At 59.8% G+C, this 16,415-nt stretch carries 14 protein-coding genes; 9 read left to right on the top strand and 5 right to left on the bottom strand.

Annotated features, from left to right (window positions below):
- Positions 1 to 13 precede the first annotated feature (13 nt).
- From metK to KKY_RS17295, 4 genes are all read right to left on the bottom strand, one after another.
- Positions 14 to 1,183 carry a methionine adenosyltransferase gene (gene metK / locus KKY_RS17310; RefSeq protein ID WP_014132684.1) on the bottom strand — a complete coding sequence of 390 codons (1,170 nt, stop codon included), beginning with the start codon at positions 1,181 to 1,183 and terminating at the stop codon, positions 14 to 16.
- A gap of 140 nt (positions 1,184 to 1,323) precedes the next feature.
- Positions 1,324 to 2,946: an apolipoprotein N-acyltransferase gene (lnt, locus tag KKY_RS17305; protein ID WP_014132683.1), complete on the bottom strand. Its 1,623-nt coding sequence runs from the start codon at positions 2,944 to 2,946 to the stop codon at positions 1,324 to 1,326.
- Between the two features lie 301 nt (positions 2,947 to 3,247).
- On the bottom strand, positions 3,248 to 4,177 hold the full coding sequence (locus KKY_RS17300) for a response regulator transcription factor (protein ID WP_014132682.1): 930 nt from the start codon (positions 4,175 to 4,177) through the stop codon (positions 3,248 to 3,250).
- Positions 4,164 to 7,532 (bottom strand): hybrid sensor histidine kinase/response regulator, encoded by a 3,369-nt coding sequence (locus KKY_RS17295; protein ID WP_014132681.1) that lies wholly within the window; start codon positions 7,530 to 7,532, stop codon positions 4,164 to 4,166. The genes KKY_RS17300 and KKY_RS17295 overlap by 14 nt, the downstream gene beginning before the upstream one ends.
- A 233-nt stretch (positions 7,533 to 7,765) precedes the next feature.
- On the opposite strand from KKY_RS17295, the gene urtA reads away from it, so the two are divergent.
- The 9 genes from urtA (at position 7,766) to KKY_RS17250 (ending at position 15,526) form a co-directional block, all read left to right on the top strand.
- Positions 7,766 to 9,076 carry an urea ABC transporter substrate-binding protein gene (gene urtA / locus KKY_RS17290; RefSeq protein WP_014132680.1) on the top strand — a complete coding sequence of 437 codons (1,311 nt, stop codon included), beginning with the start codon at positions 7,766 to 7,768 and terminating at the stop codon, positions 9,074 to 9,076.
- A gap of 76 nt (positions 9,077 to 9,152) precedes the next feature.
- Positions 9,153 to 10,766: an urea ABC transporter permease subunit UrtB gene (gene urtB, locus KKY_RS17285; RefSeq protein ID WP_014132679.1), complete on the top strand. Its 1,614-nt coding sequence runs from the start codon at positions 9,153 to 9,155 to the stop codon at positions 10,764 to 10,766.
- Positions 10,763 to 11,983 (top strand): urea ABC transporter permease subunit UrtC, encoded by a 1,221-nt coding sequence (gene urtC / locus KKY_RS17280; protein WP_014132678.1) that lies wholly within the window; start codon positions 10,763 to 10,765, stop codon positions 11,981 to 11,983. Before urtB ends, urtC begins: the two co-directional genes overlap by 4 nt.
- A 5-nt stretch (positions 11,984 to 11,988) precedes the next feature.
- Positions 11,989 to 12,744 (top strand): urea ABC transporter ATP-binding protein UrtD, encoded by a 756-nt coding sequence (gene urtD, locus KKY_RS17275; protein WP_014132677.1) that lies wholly within the window; start codon positions 11,989 to 11,991, stop codon positions 12,742 to 12,744.
- Between the two features lie 2 nt (positions 12,745 to 12,746).
- Positions 12,747 to 13,448: an urea ABC transporter ATP-binding subunit UrtE gene (urtE, locus tag KKY_RS17270; protein WP_014132676.1), complete on the top strand. Its 702-nt coding sequence runs from the start codon at positions 12,747 to 12,749 to the stop codon at positions 13,446 to 13,448.
- On the top strand, positions 13,448 to 14,287 hold the full coding sequence (locus KKY_RS17265; protein WP_014132675.1) for an urease accessory protein UreD: 840 nt from the start codon (positions 13,448 to 13,450) through the stop codon (positions 14,285 to 14,287). Before urtE ends, KKY_RS17265 begins: the two co-directional genes overlap by 1 nt.
- A gap of 12 nt (positions 14,288 to 14,299) precedes the next feature.
- Positions 14,300 to 14,602 carry an urease subunit gamma gene (locus KKY_RS17260; protein WP_014132674.1) on the top strand — a complete coding sequence of 101 codons (303 nt, stop codon included), beginning with the start codon at positions 14,300 to 14,302 and terminating at the stop codon, positions 14,600 to 14,602.
- An 11-nt stretch (positions 14,603 to 14,613) separates the two neighbouring features.
- Positions 14,614 to 15,204, top strand: coding sequence for a HupE/UreJ family protein (locus KKY_RS17255; protein WP_014132673.1), 591 nt, complete (start codon positions 14,614 to 14,616; stop codon positions 15,202 to 15,204).
- A 10-nt stretch (positions 15,205 to 15,214) separates the two neighbouring features.
- Complete coding sequence (locus KKY_RS17250; RefSeq protein ID WP_014132672.1) at positions 15,215 to 15,526, top strand: urease subunit beta; 312 nt, start codon at positions 15,215 to 15,217, stop codon at positions 15,524 to 15,526.
- An 88-nt stretch (positions 15,527 to 15,614) separates the two neighbouring features.
- Here KKY_RS17250 and KKY_RS17245 read toward each other — a convergent pair whose 3' ends face one another.
- On the bottom strand, positions 15,615 to 16,286 hold the full coding sequence (locus KKY_RS17245) for a hypothetical protein (protein WP_139305080.1): 672 nt from the start codon (positions 16,284 to 16,286) through the stop codon (positions 15,615 to 15,617).
- Positions 16,287 to 16,415: the final 129 nt, after the last annotated feature.

The raw sequence follows: 16,415 nt of genomic DNA, 5'->3' as shown, positions 1-16,415 counted from the left end.
GGCCGGGCAAGGATCAGGTCAGTTCGGCTCTGATCGCTTCGGCCAGATCGGTCCGCTCCCATGAGAATCCACCATCGGCCTCCGGCTCGCGCCCGAAATGGCCGTAGGCGGCGGTCCGCTCGTAAATGGGCTTGTTGAGGCCCAGATGTTCGCGGATCCCGCGCGGGGAAAGGTTCATTACCTTTTGCAGCACGGCGCCAAGCCGGTCTTCATCGACAGTACCCGTACCGTAGGTATCGACAAATATCGACAGCGGCTTGGATACGCCGATGGCGTAAGAAAGCTGGATGACGCATTTTTCGGCCAGCCCAGCCGCGACGACATTCTTTGCCAAATAGCGGGCCGCATAGGCTGCCGAGCGGTCGACCTTGGTCGGATCCTTGCCCGAGAACGCGCCGCCGCCATGGGGAGCTGCGCCACCATAAGTGTCCACGATGATCTTGCGACCGGTCAGCCCGGCGTCGCCATCAGGTCCGCCGATAACGAAAGCGCCGGTCGGATTGACGTAAAATTCATCCTCGGGGGGCATCCAACCCTTAGGCAGCACATCTTCAACGAAGGGACGGACAAGATCACGGATGCACTGCTGGGATACGTTTTCGGCATGCTGGGTGGACACAACGACGGCGGAAACTCCGATCGGCTTGCCGTTTTCGTATTTGAGCGTGACCTGGCTCTTGGCGTCGGGGCCGAACTGGGAAGCAGCGCCGGAATGGCGTGCCGCAGCCATGTTCTTGAGAATCTTGTGCGCATAGAGCAGCGGGGCCGGCATCAATTCAGGGGTTTCGTTAACGGCAAATCCGAACATGATGCCCTGATCGCCGGCGCCTTCATCCTTGTTGCCCGACGCGTCGACGCCCTGAGCGATATGAGCGGACTGTTCGTGCACATGGCATGAAACATCAAGGGACTTCCAGTGAAACCCCTCCTGCTCGTAGCCGATCCGTTTGACGACACCACGCGCAATGTCCTCCATACGCTCGGCATCGATAGAGGCAGGCCCTCTCACTTCGCCGGCCAGAACGATGCGATTGGTTGTCGCCAAGGTCTCAAGGGCAACGCGCGAATAGGGATCTTCGGCAAAAAATGCGTCCACAATGGCGTCGGACACCTGGTCGCAAATCTTGTCCGGATGACCCTCGGAAACCGATTCCGAGGTGAAGAGATAGGAAGAACTGGCCACGTTAAACCTCATTTCAACTGGCGAGGGCGCACGCGGAAGTGCGCGTGCCCAGACTCAGTCCCAGGCACTTTCGGATTTGCTTTTCGCAGGTTGGGACACGGAAAGCAAGTGCGATATAAAGAAAGCTTTATATGGATCGATCAATCGAGGCGCCTGAGGCGGCGACGCCAGCCCGGCAAAGCCAGAAGCCCACCCAGGATTAACATGGCGACCAGCGGCCAATGGCGATATCGGGCAAAAACGGTAGGCGCTAAGGGTTGGGCCGGTGTTCCTTTGATGGCGCCCACCATGCCCTCCGCCAGCGTAACATCGATGTGCCCGAGGGGATCGACGATGGCCGAAATGCCCGAATTTGCCGCCCGAACCACCGATTTACCCTCTTCGACCGCCCTGACGCGGGCATGGTGGAAATGCTGGGCCAATCCGATCGAGCCGTCGAACCAGGCATCGTTTGTGACAACGAGAATGAAACCCGCGTCGGCCACGGGATCGCCGAGGCTGCCGGGAAAAACAATCTCATAGCAAACGAGCGGCAGGATGGCGGGCGAGCCGGGCAGTTGAAGCAATCTGCGCTCACCACCAGCGGCCCAACCTTGCGATCCTTCCACGAACTGGGTGATGCCGAACTGGCTCCAGAAATCGCCGAAAGGCAGATATTCGCCGAACGGAACAAGATGGGTCTTGTCGTAGGAGGTCACGACCTCCCCCGCTCCGTTGAAGGCCAGCACCGAATTGAACGGTTTTGCGCCGGGCAGTATTTCGCCATTGGCCCCATAGGGCTGCCGCGGCGCGCCAGTCAGGAGCCAGATATCATCCGGCAGGGTGCGGGCGATACGGGCGAGCAGTTCGGGCTCGTCGGACAAAAAGAACGGAATGGCCGCCTCGGGCCAAATGAGATGGGTGACGTCATCGAGCCCCTGATCTTCGGCATTGGTCCGCATGGTGGAAAGATCGAGCAGGCGGGTAACGGTCTCCTCGCGCGCAAAGGTCTGCCATTTGATGTCCTGTGGGATGACCGGTTGGACGATGCGCAGAACGACGTCTTCAAAGGGTTCGGTCTGAGTTTCAGCAAGTCTGTAATTCCCCCAGCCGATCTGGGCGGCGAGCAGACCGAAGGCGGCGAACAGGGGCAAAGTGCGAGCCATCAAAGATCGCTCCGCCGCCGGCCAGACCAGGGCCGGGGTCGCTGAAATAAGGACAGCCACAAATGTCAGGCCGTAGACACCGATGAGGCTTGTAGCCTGCATCATCTCAAGGTTCGCGGTCAGCGCGTACCCCAAAAGATCAAAGGGAAAGCCGGTAAAAAGATAACCACGCGCCAGCTCCGCTAGGGTTAGCGCCGTCGCCAGGGCAAATATCCGCGCTGGCCCGGTCGACCAGAACAGATGGGCAAGCGCTGTGCCCAGTCCCCAGAATAAAGCAAGAATCAGGGCAAGCCCGGCGACGGCAAAGGGCATGACGACGACAAGCAGCCACTCGCCATCAACCAGGAACGCGGCGCCTATCCAGTGCAGCGTGACGAGAAAATAGCCAAAGCCAAAGGCGAGCCCGACTTGGAATGCCGGCCCCAATATCGCGGCGCGAATCGAGGGCTGGCGCTCAGCGCCATCGAGCGCCCAGACAAGAACCGGCATTGCAATGAACAGGGCGACGAGAAAGAAGGCTGGCGGCGCGGACAATCCGGCCAGCGCACCTGCAACCACCAACATTAGAATGCGCCGCCACCCATGGGCGAGCATTGCAAACTCGGCAAGAGCGGTCATGGCGGTCCTTGCGCATCGAATCACTGGCCAGAACCGTGACGGTATGGCCCCAAACGGTCAACTGCTGCCGGATATCTGATGAGCGCACGGCTTTGATAATGCCCCGTACGCCTCGCGAACGTACGGGGCGATGAGATTGTGGTGCAAACAACCTCTGCCGGAGGATATCCGGCCATAAAGTCTTAACGCACTATGACGAGTTTGTCATTTAACAAATGCCTGAAAAATGTGCACATCGAACGGGCGCCGCTAACGGCAACGAACAGTTTTTAAGCACTTTTCGCGCTTCGCGGCAGACAGGTCAAAATTCCGCAATAACCTGAAGCGCTTGCACGGCCTTGATGGCCGCCGAGGCCCGGTTCTCCACGCCCAGCTTGGCATAAACCTGTTCGAGGTGCTTGTTCACGGTTCGCGGGCTGAGCCCCAGTATGTCACCGATATCCTTGTTGGACTTGCCCCGGGCAATCCAGAGCAGCACTTCGCTTTCGCGCTGGGTCAGCCCAAAAGACTGGCGCAGCGCGTCCTCTATGCCTTCCGTCCGGGCGCTCGACAGCCGAAACAAATATTCATCGCCAGCGACAAGCCCCAGAAACGAAAACTGCAGGCCAGGCGAGCCGGGAACAGCGACGTCAAAACCGCCGCCGACGTCGGGCATGCCACCGGTATCTTTGAGCCACTCCAGGAAGCGCTCTGACATAGTCCGGTCCTGTTCGGGCTCGATACCAGAGCGGGTCAAAAGGCGATTGGCCTGCGGCGTCGACCAAAGCAACCCCCCGTCGGTGGCAAAGGCCGCAAGGTGTCGCCCGGCAGCGTCGAGAGCAATATGAGCGCTTTGAGCCCGTCGGGCATTGGCCAGATGCACACGGATGCGCGCTCGCAATTCATCGACATTTATAGGCTTTGGGAGATAATCGACCCCGCCGCTATCGAGCGCGTGTACGATATGCTCGGTCTCGGTCAGGCCGGTCATGAAAATTATCGGTATGTGAGCGAGAGCTGGCATGGTCTTGAGCCGGCGACAGGTTTCAAACCCATCAAGACCCGGCATCACGGCATCCATGAGCACCACGTCGGGGGTTACCCGACCGGCAATACCAAGCGCCATTTCTCCCGACCGCGCAACGAGAACGGTCAGACCGGCATCCTCAAGCGCGCTGGTTAGAAATCCCAGCGATTCCGGAGAATCATCGACCAAGAGCACGATATCGTTTTCGCGCTCAATCGGGCTCATGATTCATCCGTTCCAAAAGCTCCGCATAGCCGTCAAAATCAAATACGTCCATATGCCGGCGCAGCGCTTCCACCAAAGGAAGGTTTTCAGGATCGGCGGCCAGTTCGCTGAGCTTGGCGTCGATCCCGCGCACATGCCCAATCTGTCCCAAACTGGCAAGATCGCGCAAATGCATGCTTCCCGGTGAGCGCATTTTCCTGGGTTTTGTATCGATGGGCGTCGGTTCGGCATACTCCCAATCAAGTTTGAGATGGAACGCCAGCTTGTCGAAGAGCTGGCTGACATCGACGGGTTTGCCCAGGGTATCTGTATGGGCGGCGTCGCGGCCAATCGGGCCGGAACCATCACCTATATTGGCAGACAACATGATGATCGGCGCCCCGACAGCGCGCCGTCTCAGTGCTGCGGCGAGTTCCCAACCGCTCATGGCCGGCATGCGGATGTCAATGAAATAGAGGTCCGGGCGGACGGCATCGAGATGGGACAGGCAATCGGGGCCATCGACAGCCGTCAGGACCGTAAAGCCCAACGGCATCAGCAGTTGCCGCATCACATCGCGATGCTCGGCATTATCGTCAACCACCATCACGATGCGCCGGGCACCCTTATACCCGATCACGCGACGCCCGTCGGTACTGGGCGCGCTCGGCCGCTCGACCCGTGCGAGCATCAGTCGTGCCTGAAATCGCGTGCCGGCGCCGGGGGTGCTGGAAACCGTTATCTCGCCGCCGAGGGTTTCGGTCAGAAGCTTGGTGATGGTCAGGCCCAATCCGAGGCCTGGGGCGAAGCGGGAGCGTTCGGCCTCGCCCCGTACGAAGGGTTCGAAAATGTGTTCGAGGTCATCGGCAGCGATGCCGCTTCCCGTGTCGGCGACGGTGAAGGTCGCAACCTGCGAGCGATAGGCAATCTCGAATGTGATTGTCCCTTCGGAGGTAAATTTGATGGCGTTGGACAAGAGATTGACGAGAATCTGGCGCAGGCGCTTTTCGTCGGTCCGGACGTATTGGGGCAGTTGGGCGGAGCGCACATGATTGAACTCAAGTCCCTTCGCCTCGGCCTGGAGCCTGAACATATCCACAAGCTGGTCGAGAAAGTCTTGAATATTGATTTCGTTGGAATAGACCTGCAGCCGCCCCGCCTCGATGCGCGAAATGTCAAGCAGTCCATCGATCAAGCCGGACAGGTGTTCGGCGCTGCGGCGGATGGTCTCGACCGAGCCGCGGCGGTTGGCCGGAATTTCACGATCGCGCTCGAGAATCTGGGCGTATCCCATAACCGCGTTGAGCGGGGTGCGCAGTTCATGGCTCAGTCCGACGACGTAGCGGGATTTGGCGTTGTTAGCCGCCTCGGCCTTTTCCTTGGCGCGCTGAAGCGCGGCATCGGTTTTCGAGTGCGCGTCGATTTCCTTGAGCAGCAGCGTGTTCTGGCGCGAACTTTCCTCTTCCGCGACCAGACGACTGTCATGGGCAAGCACCAGGAACCAGGTCATGATTCCGGCCGTCACCGAGAAGACGAAAAAGACCACGAGAAGTGTTCCGCCCACAACGTCGGCGGTTTCTGGAGCGAATTGGGCGGCCAGGCCATAGATGAGCGCCAACGCGCCTCCAAGTATCGAGACGGCGATCAGGGTTGCTATCGCGTATCGCCCCAGACGGGACTGGAGCTTTTCCACGACCCAGGCGGGCAATATTGTGGCGGCCACGGCCTGGGTCTGGGCACGGAAATGGGCGTGCGGCTTGCACATGTCATGGCAGCGCGCATCGAGAGAGCAGCACAGCGAACAGATCGGAGCAGCATAAGCGGGACACCAGGCCATGTCCTCGGGTTCGAACGGGTGCTCGCAGATGGAGCAGATGAGGGTCTTATGTTTTTGCCATTGGCGACGCGGCTTGCGCGCCAGATAATATTTGCCTTTGGTGGCCCAGGCCAGAGCGGGTGAAGCTACAAAGCACACGACCAGCGCTATATAGGGCGACAGCGCTGCTGCCATAGTACCGAACGCCCCGAAATGGGCAGCCAGCGCAATGGCGACCGACAGGAACATCGAGCCCACGCCGACAGGATTGACGTCGTAGAGATGGGCGCGCTTGAACTCGATCCCCGGCGGGGCCAATCCCAGCGGCTTGTTGATGAACAGATCGGCGGAGATCGAGCACAGCCACGCCATGGCAATGATCGAAAAGATGCCGAGGGTTTCTTCGAGAAGCCGGTAGATGCCCAACTCCATCAACAGCAGCGCGATGGAAACGTTGAACATCAGCCAGACGACGCGCCCCGGATGGGAATGAGTAAGCCGGGAGAAGAAATTGGACCAGGCGAGCGAGCCCGCATAGGCATTCATGACATTGATCTTGAGCTGGCTGATCACAACGAACACGGCCATCAACATCAGCGCCAGAAATTCGTTGGGGATCATGTAACCAAAGGCGATGGCAAACATGTAGCCCGGCTCGGAGGCGTGTTCGGGCGACACGCCTGCGGAAAGCGCGAGAAAGGCAAGGAACGATCCCGCCAGCAGCTTTGGCGCGCCGACCACAACCCAGCCCGCGCCGGCGAGAAACACTCCAAGCTTGTGCCGCCATCTGGGCATTTTTTCCGCCGGCAGGAAGCGCAAGAAATCCACCTGCTCACCGATCTGGGTCATGAGCGCCAGAATGACCGCCGATGCCGCGCCGAATTTGGCGATTTCGAACGGAGCGATGGAGCCCGGTTCGCCCACTGGCTGCCCCAGGCCGGGAAAGGCGCGCCAGAGATCGAATTTTTCCCAATCGAGCAGAGCGATAAAAACAAACGGCAGAATATTGAGCACGATCCAGACCGGTTGGGTCAAAATCTGAAAGCGTGAAATCATGGTGATCCCGTGGGTGACCAGTGGGATCACCACGAGTGCCGATATGATGTGGCCGAGCCAAAGGGGAATGCCGAAGGCCAATTGCAGAGCGCTCGACATGATCGAGGCTTCGATGGCAAAAAGTATGAAGGTGAAACCCGCATAGATCAGCGATGTGACCGTCGAGCCGATATAGCCAAAGCTTGCCCCGCGGGTCAAAAGATCCACATCGACGCCGTGGCGCGCTGCGTAGCGGGCGATAGGCACGCCGACGAGGAGGATCACGATAGAGGCTACCGCGATGGCGATCATCGCGTTGGTAGTGCCATAACTGAGGGTGATGGCGCCGCCGATGGCTTCGAGCGCCAGGAACGAGATGGCGCCGATTGCGGTTTGGGAAATCCGGTCGTTGGAAAAGCGCCGCGCCGACTTGGCGGTAAAGCGCAAGGCGTAATCTTCCAGCGTTTCGTTGGCCACCCAGCGATTGTATTCGCGCCGAATGGGGATGATTCTTTGTCGCGCCATCGATCGTCTAGATTTTAACCATTTTTTTCGGCTGCACAAAAATTTTCCAAAACTTTCATAGCATGGATTCCATTGGAATCACGCGGCTTTTCGTTTTCCGCCCATCGGGCCGCCGCATCCGGAAGCCTTCGATTACGTCAATCGACGTATAGGGTCCGGTCAACGAAGTGTCCCAAAGTCCGGCAAGGACGCCAGAACCGGCGTCTTGGGGAACCAAACTGAGGGACATCACCATGAAGACATTCAGCGCATCGCGCGCTTTGCTTGCCGCAACCCTGGCCGCCAGCCTGAGCCTGCCGGTTGCGCCGGCCATGGCGCAGGACGAAGGCCCAATCAAGGTCGGCATCCTGCATTCGCTTTCCGGAACCATGGCGATCTCGGAAACCACGCTGCGCGACGTCATGCTGATGCTTATCGAGCAGCAGAACGAGGCGGGTGGCGTGCTCGGCCGCCAGATCGAACCTGTGGTCGTGGACATTGCATCGGACTGGCCGCTTGCCGCAGAACTGGCCCGCCGCCTGATCGAGGTCGACGAGGTCGACGCGGTCTTTGGATGCTGGACGTCGGTGTGCCGCAAATCGGTCCTGCCGGTGTTCGAGGAACTCAATTCGCTCTTGTTCTACCCAGTCCAGTATGAGGGCGAAGAATCCCAGCGTAACGTATTCTACACCGGCGCCTCTCCCAACCAGCAGGCCATTCCCGCCGTCGACTATCTGATGGAAGAAGAAGGCGTCGAGCGCTGGGTGCTGGCCGGCACCGACTATGTCTATCCCCAGACGACGAACCTGATCCTTGAGCAATATCTGCTCGATGCCGGGGTCGCCGAAGACGACATAATGATCAACTACACCCCCTTCGGGCATTCGGACTGGCAGACCATCGTTTCCGACATCGTCGCCTTCGGGTCGGAAGGCAAAAAAACAGCCGTGGTCTCGACCATCAACGGGGACGCCAACGTGCCGTTCTACCGTGAACTTGCCAACCAGGGCGTCGCCGCTGAAGACATTCCCGTCGTCGCCTTCTCTGTGGGCGAGGAAGAGCTTTCGGGCTTCGATACCGCACCACTTGTGGGTCATCTTGCTGCATGGAACTACTTCATGAGCGTGGAAACGCCGGAAAACGAAGCGTTCATTGCCGCATGGCATGACTATATCGGCACCGAAGATCGCGTCACCAACGACCCGATGGAGGCACACTATATCGGCTTCAACATGTGGGTCGAAGCAGTCGAGGCTGCCGGAACCACCGATGCAGACGCCGTGATCGACGCCATCGTCGGGGTGGAAGTGCCCAACCTTACGGGTGGAGTCGCCACCATGCTCGCCAACCACCACATCACCAAGCCCGTCCTGATCGGTGAAATTCAGGACGATGGCCAATTCTTTGTGGTCTGGGAGACCGAAGACCTTGTGCCGGGCGACGCCTGGTCCGACTTCCTCCCAGAATCGGCAGTTCTCGAAGCCGATTGGACCGATCCGGTCAATTGCGGGAACTTCAATACCGAGACCGAAACCTGCGGCGGTTCGGACCTCGCCGCCGAATAATCGGCCATCGTTCTCCCCGGGGGCGGTATCGCCCCCGGACTTTCCTTACGGCTCGATTGTGAGAAGGGAACGCGCCATGCGCAGTCTCAATCGGCTTGGCAGACCGTTCCTGGCTCTGCTGTTTGTCGCGCTCGCCGCATTTGCAGCCCCGAGCGCAAAGGCGCAAACCGTCGCCGAAATTGTCCCCGGCATGTATGATGCGAGCCTTGGCGATTTGCGCGACGCGGTTGCCGCACTGGTTGCGAGCGGGGAAGACGCCGCGCTGCCTATCCTTCAGGGTCTGGGCGAAGGCGAACTTTACGAAGCCGACAATGGTGGCATCTTCATTCAGACGGGCCGCAACACTTACATCGACGCGCTGACCGGCACCCAAGCCGAGCTGGACGCCACCGGAGAGATGAGCGTCATCCGCATCAACAATTCGCTGCGCCGAGATATCGCCGCAGCCGTGGGCTCGCTTACGCTCATGAGCGAGGATCCGGCCACCCGCCGCGCCGCCGCCGAACAGATGTTCAGCGCCGCCGATCCGGAAAATATCGAACTTCTCGATGCCGCGCTGGCCCAAGAAGACAATTCCGGTGTGCGCAAGGTCATGGAAGAGGCACGCGCCGCTTCTATGCTCAACTCCGAGATCAGCGAGGCCGATTTCGCCGCCGCCGTCGCAACAATCGCCGCGCGCGGAGACCGGCAGGCGTTGGGAATCCTCAACGCCAATCTGCCAAACGCTTCCGAAGCGGAGCGCGTCAACATCGAAGCCGGGATCGCCAGCATCAACCAGTCGCTCGCACTGTGGGGCGTGGGCCAGAACGTCTGGTACGGCGTGTCGCTGGGTTCGGTGTTGCTGCTTGCCGCCATCGGGCTCGCCATCACATTCGGCGTCATGGGCGTCATCAACATGGCGCATGGCGAGATGGTGATGATCGGGGCGTATGTTACCTTCATGGTGCAGGAAGTCATCCGGACCACAAGCCCGGAGCTGTTCGATTATTCGCTCACAATTGCCATCCCCGTGGCTTTCGCTGTCACGGGGCTGATCGGGGTCGCCATAGAGCGCGGTATCATCCGCTGGCTCTATGGCCGTCCACTCGAAACGCTGCTAGCAACATGGGGGCTTTCGCTCATCATCCAGCAGGGCGTGCGAACCATCTTCGGCGCCACCAATCGCGAGGTCGGCAATCCATCATGGATGTCGGGTGCATTCGAGCTGGGGGGCCTGGCCATCACCTGGAACCGCATGTGGATCGTGGTGTTCGCGCTGGTTGTCTTTGCTCTTTTGCTTCTGGTCCTCAACAAGACGCCCCTTGGTCTGCAGATGCGGGCAGTAACGCAAAACCGTCGCATGGCGTCGGCCATGGGCATTCGCACCCCATGGGTTGATGCGATGACGTTTGGGCTCGGGTCCGGTGTTGCCGGTCTTGCGGGCGTTGCATTAAGCCAGATCGACAACGTCTCGCCCAATCTGGGACAGAGCTACATCATCGACAGCTTCATGGTCGTGGTATTCGGCGGCGTGGGCAATCTGTGGGGAACGCTGGTGGGTGCCCTGACGCTCGGCGTTGCCAACAAGTTCCTGGAACCCTACGCCGGCGCGGTGCTCGCCAAGATACTGATCCTGGTCCTCATAATCTTGTTCATCCAGCGCCGCCCCCGCGGGCTCTTCGCGCTCAAAGGACGGGCGGTGGAAGCATGATTACCGGCAAGATCTTCGAAAAGCTTGGCGCAAAAGCGGTATGGGTGGTGGCGATCCTTCTCGCCTTTGCCATCGCAGTGCCACTATCCAATCTCTTGTTGCCCGTTGGCCATCCATTGCGCGTACCCAATTATCTCGTACCGCTCATGGGTCAGTACCTGACCTATGCGACCCTGGCGCTGGCGCTCGATCTGGTCTGGGGCTATTGCGGCATCCTATCGCTTGGCCACGGGGCGTTCTTTGCCCTGGGTGGTTATGCCATGGGCATGTACCTGATGCGTCAGATCGGCACCCGCGGGGTGTACGGCAACCCCGTATTGCCCGATTTCATGGTGTTTCTGGGGTACCAGGAGCTTCCTTGGTACTGGCAGGGGTTCGACCTGTTCTGGTTCGCAGCCATCATGATGGCCTTCGTTCCAGGCCTTCTCGCCTTCGTGTTCGGCTGGTTCGCGTTCAGAAGCCGGGTGACGGGCGTCTATCTTTCGATCATTACCCAAGCCCTCACCTATGCCCTGATGCTCGCCTTTTTCCGCAACGACATGGGTTTTGGCGGCAATAACGGGCTGACCGACTTCCGTGATATCCTTGGCGCGCCAATCCCAGCTCAGACGACCCGCGCGTCGCTGTTCGCCGCCTCGGCGATCCTTCTGGCCCTGTGCTTTATCCTGTGTTCGCTGATCGTGCGCTCCAAGCTCGGCAAGGTCATGGTTGCGGTCCGCGATGCCGAAAGCAGGACGCGGTTCATCGGCTATCGCGTGGAAAACGTAAAGCTCTTCGCCTTCACGGTATCGGCCGCCATGGCGGGATTGGCGGGTGCGCTTTACGTGCCGCAGGTGGGCATCATCAATCCGGGTGAATTTGCACCGGCCAATTCCATTGAGGTTGTGATCTGGACCGCCGTTGGGGGACGTGGGACGCTGGTCGGGCCCATCATCGGGGCAGTGGTCGTCAATGCCGCCAAGTCCTATTTCACCGGCACCTTCGCCGATCTTTGGTTGTTTATTCTGGGCGGCATGTTCGTGTTCGTGACGCTGTTCATCCCCAAGGGAATTGTGGGCCTTTTCACCGCTGCCTCCGCAAAGCTAAGACAGCGCCGGCATTCAACCGTTGCCGAAGCACAAAGCGATCCCGAACCGCCGGCGCCACCGACCGCCAAATCGCGCTCTCATCGCACCGGCGACGCGCCCGACGGCGCCAAGCCCTCACCCGCGGAGTAACCGGTATGATCGACACTCTTCGCAACGACTCGCTTCTTTATCTCGACGGCGTCTCGGTTACTTTCGATGGCTTTAAGGCACTCAATGCGCTCTCGCTGGTTGTTCAGCGCGATGAACTGCAGGCGATCATCGGCCCCAATGGCGCGGGCAAGACCACAATGATGGATATCATCACCGGCAAGACGCGACCCGATACGGGCGAGGTGTTTTTTGAGGGCGGTGTCGATCTTACAAAAAAGGACGAAGCCGAGATCGCCAATATGGGGATCGGGCGCAAATTCCAGAAACCCACGGTATTCGAGAGCCATACCGTGTGGGACAATATCGAACTGGCGCTGAAAAAGCCGCGTGGGGTGTTTTCGTCATGGCTCTATACGCGTGACGAAACCGATACCGACCGTATCGCGGAGATACTGGACACTGTGCGACTCTCGCACAGGCAGGACGAATACGCCGCCAACCTGTCTCACGGTCAAAAACAATGGCTCGAAATCGGCATGCTGCTTGCCCAGGATCCCAAGCTCCTTCTGGTCGACGAGCCGGTGGCGGGGATGACCGACGCCGAAACCGAGGAGACGTCCAAATTGCTCAAGTCGATCGCCAAACATCATTCGGTGGTTGTCGTGGAACACGACATGAGTTTTGTGCGCGATCTCGATTGCCGGGTGACGTGTCTGGCCGAGGGCGCCGTGCTCGCGCAGGGTTCGCTGGAGCACGTTTCGGCCGACCCGCTTGTCATTGAACGCTATCTGGGGCGCTGAGCATGACGACACTGACCGTTACAGATATCGATTTGCACTATGGTGCTGCACAGGCGCTCAAGACGGTTTCGATCACCGCGCAATCCAACAAGATCACCTCGGTTCTGGGGCGCAACGGAGTGGGAAAGTCATCGCTGTTGCGCGCGATAACGGGCACGCACCCGATCTCTAGCGGCACGATTTCGCTCGAGGGTTCTGAACTCAAGCGGACACCGCCCTATGCGCGGGCGCGAATGGGCATCGGATATGTGCCCCAGGGACGCGAGATTTTTCCGTTGCTGACGGTCAAGGAAAACCTGCTTACCGGCTATGCACCGCTCAAAGCGAAGGATCGCTCTATCCCCCAGGCCGTGTTCGAGCTGTTTCCAGTGCTCAAATCCATGCTGGGACGCCGTGGTGGCGACCTTTCGGGCGGCCAGCAACAGCAATTGGCCATTGGCCGCGCCATGGTCACGCGCCCCAATCTTTTGGTGCTCGACGAGCCCACCGAAGGCATCCAGCCTTCGATCATCAAGGATATCGGGCGAGCACTGCAGTTTTTGCGCGATGAAATGGGTATGACCATCCTTCTGGTCGAACAATATCTCGATTTCTGCCGCGAATTGAGTGACCATATCTATGTCATGGATCGCGGCGAGATCATGCATGAGGGCCCCGCCTCCGATCTGGACGATCCCAATGTCAAACGGCATTTGATGGTTTGATGCTTGAGAGTCCGGTTTTCCAGGGTGGTGCTGCGCCCACATTGCAACGCGCAGAAGGTGATGGCCGCGTCACAACCAAATCGCGCGACGGGTTGTCGGTGCTCGATACGCTCTATCAATCTGGCTGCGGCAAGATTCGCGTGCCCAGGGCCTATGGGAACTGGCTCGAGGCGGTGCTCATCAACACATCGGGAGGGCTGACCGGCGGCGACAAAATGGGTTGGTCGGCGCAGGCTGCTGCCGAAACGCGTCTCGTTGTCACCACCCAGGCGTGCGAACGCATCTATCGCTCCAGCGGCGGCGCAGCGCGCGTGGATTCCCGCCTGACCATCGAAGCAGGTGCAAGGCTCGACTGGTTGCCGCAGGAAACCATTGTGTTCGACGGCTCGGCACTGGATCGAACGCTGGATGTGGACATGGCGGCAGACGCCACATTCCTCGGGCTGGAAGCAGTCATTCTCGGGCGCGAGGCGCACGGGGAAGAGGCCCTTTCGGCCTCGATCTCGGACAGCTGGCGCGTGTGGCGGGGCGGCACGCTGATTCACGCCGAGTCGGCCCGGATCGACGCCGGCGACATGATGGCGCGCAACAACAGCGCGCTCTTAAATGGAGCGCGTGCCTACGGAACGCTGTGCTATGTCGCAAAGGATGCCGAGCGGCATATCGAAAAACTCAAGACGCTGGTCGGCAATTTTCCCACTGCCGGGGTTTCCCGTATCGGGGACAAAATCGTGCTGCGGGCGACGGGCCGTTCAGGCTATCAACTGCGCAAGATCATCATGCCGGCAATTGCCGCGCTTTCGGGAGCCGGGGCGGTGCCCAAGCTCTGGTCACTTTAAGAAGGAGGCATCATGAACCTCACACCGCGCGAAAAAGACAAGCTGCTGGTCTCGATGGCTGCCATGGTGGCGCGGCGCAGGCTGGAACGCGGGGTCAAGCTAAACCATCCCGAAGCCATCGCGCTGATTACCGACTTCGTTATCGAAGGCGCGCGTGATGGACGTCCGGTCGCCGAGCTGATGGAGGCGGGCGCGCATGTCATTTCGCGCGAGCAGGTCATGGAGGGCATCGCAGAGATGATCCACGACATCCAGGTCGAGGCGACCTTTCCCGATGGGACCAAGCTCGTCACCGTCCATTCACCCATTCGCTGAGGAGCCTATTGATGTTCAGACGCATTTTTGCAGCACTTGTTCTCGTTGTGATTGGCACCGCTCCGGCCTTCGCCCATCTCGACCCCGTCGAGCACGGCTCGTTTGCCGCCGGGTTTACCCATCCCCTGTTCGGCTTCGACCATATCCTCGCCATGGTCGCCGTGGGGCTTTGGGCCGCTTCAGTCGGCGGCAAGGCGCTGTGGGCCGTGCCGGCGGCCTTTGTCGCAACCATGGCCGTGGGGTTCGGTGCGGCGCTGGCGGGTATGCCGCTCCCGTTCGTCGAGCCGGTCATCCTGGCGTCGGTGATCTTTATCGGCATCATGGTGGCTCTCGCTCTGCCGCTGCCCACGACCAGTGTTGCTGCCGTGGTTGCATTCTTTGCGCTTTTTCATGGCCATGCACACGGTGGAGAAATGGGTGAAGCGGGAGCGCTCGGCTATGCCGGCGGCTTTCTTTTAGCCACCGCATTGCTGCACACCGTCGGTGTCGCGGCGGGCGTCGGTCTGGGTCGCATTCTCGCGACCACACGAGGCGTCATCGCTACGCGGATAGCGGGCGGGCTGACGGCGCTTGGCGGGCTATGGCTGGTTATCGCAGGTTAAGGGCAGCGACATGATCCCAGGCGAAATCATCCCCAAAAACGGCGACATCGAACTCAACGTGGGCCGCGAAATGGCTACGCTCGAAGTCGCCAACAGCGGCGACCGGCCCATCCAGGTGGGCAGCCATTACCATTTTTATGAAACCAATGCCGGACTGGTATTCGACAGAGAGCGGGCCCGTGGGATGCGGCTCGATATCGCCGCTGGTACCGCAGTGCGTTTCGAGCCGGGCCAGACCCGCGAAGTGACCCTCGTGGCTCTCGATGGCGACCGCCGGGTGTTCGGTTTTCGTCAGATGGTCATGGGATCCCTGGATCGGTGAGATGAATTTAGCCGGGATTGCATATTTCGGGCAAGAAAAGGGGCGGAGTGCCATAGCACCCCGCCCGCCATCATGGTCATATCGGCGCTTACTGCGCCACTTCGCCTTCAACAGAGGCGTCGCCCTCGCCTTCGACACTCATGTCGGATTCCATGGCATCATCGGCAAGTCCGGCCTCTTCGGCCGCCTCGGCTTCAGCAGAGCTCTGGCTGTCAACGAAGATCGTCAGCGATCCATCGGCCTGGGTCCAGACCGCGACAACGTCGCTATCGGTGTAGCCTTCGGCCTCAAGAGCGGCGGTGATGTCTGCATTGCCCGAAATATTGGACTGCAGCAGGTCGATATCGGCCTGGAAGTCGCCACGCGCTTCGGCAAAGGCATCGGCAGTAAATTCACCGTCCTCGCCAAGCGAAGAGATTTCAACGATTTCAATCTCGGTATCGGCGGTCACAGCCGAAAAATCGGCAGTCCCCGCACCGTGAATCGCGTCGTCAAGATCGGCGTAGGTGTAGGCACCAGCCGAAGCATCGGCACCCACGTCGACGCTCATATCACCGGCGTCTTCCGAAGGCATGCCAGCGTCGACACCGGCATCAACACCGGCATCGACACCAACGTCGGCCCCGGCGTCTTCGCCACCCAGTTCGGTCTGGACGCCGCCGTCAAGGGTGACACCGGCGTCGGCATCCTGGGCGAAAGCTGCAAACGGCATCGACAAAGTCAGAGCCGTACCAAGAGCAAGAGCAGAGAGCTTATTCATTTTCATTCTCCGTTTGAGTTCGGTTTTACCGCCCCTCTGGAGCCTACAAACGGGCAAGCAGGCCGGAGGTTGCATTCTGTTTCGAGGCAATCGGACGCACTCAAATTGTACTCAAGCCGCCCGGGTGGC

Source organism: Pelagibacterium halotolerans B2 (genome assembly GCF_000230555.1).
GTDB classification, from domain to species: Bacteria; Pseudomonadota; Alphaproteobacteria; order Rhizobiales; family Devosiaceae; genus Pelagibacterium; species Pelagibacterium halotolerans.
The sequence above is the reverse complement of the archived record's forward strand: the minus strand, read 5'-3'. Positions and strand labels throughout refer to the sequence as shown.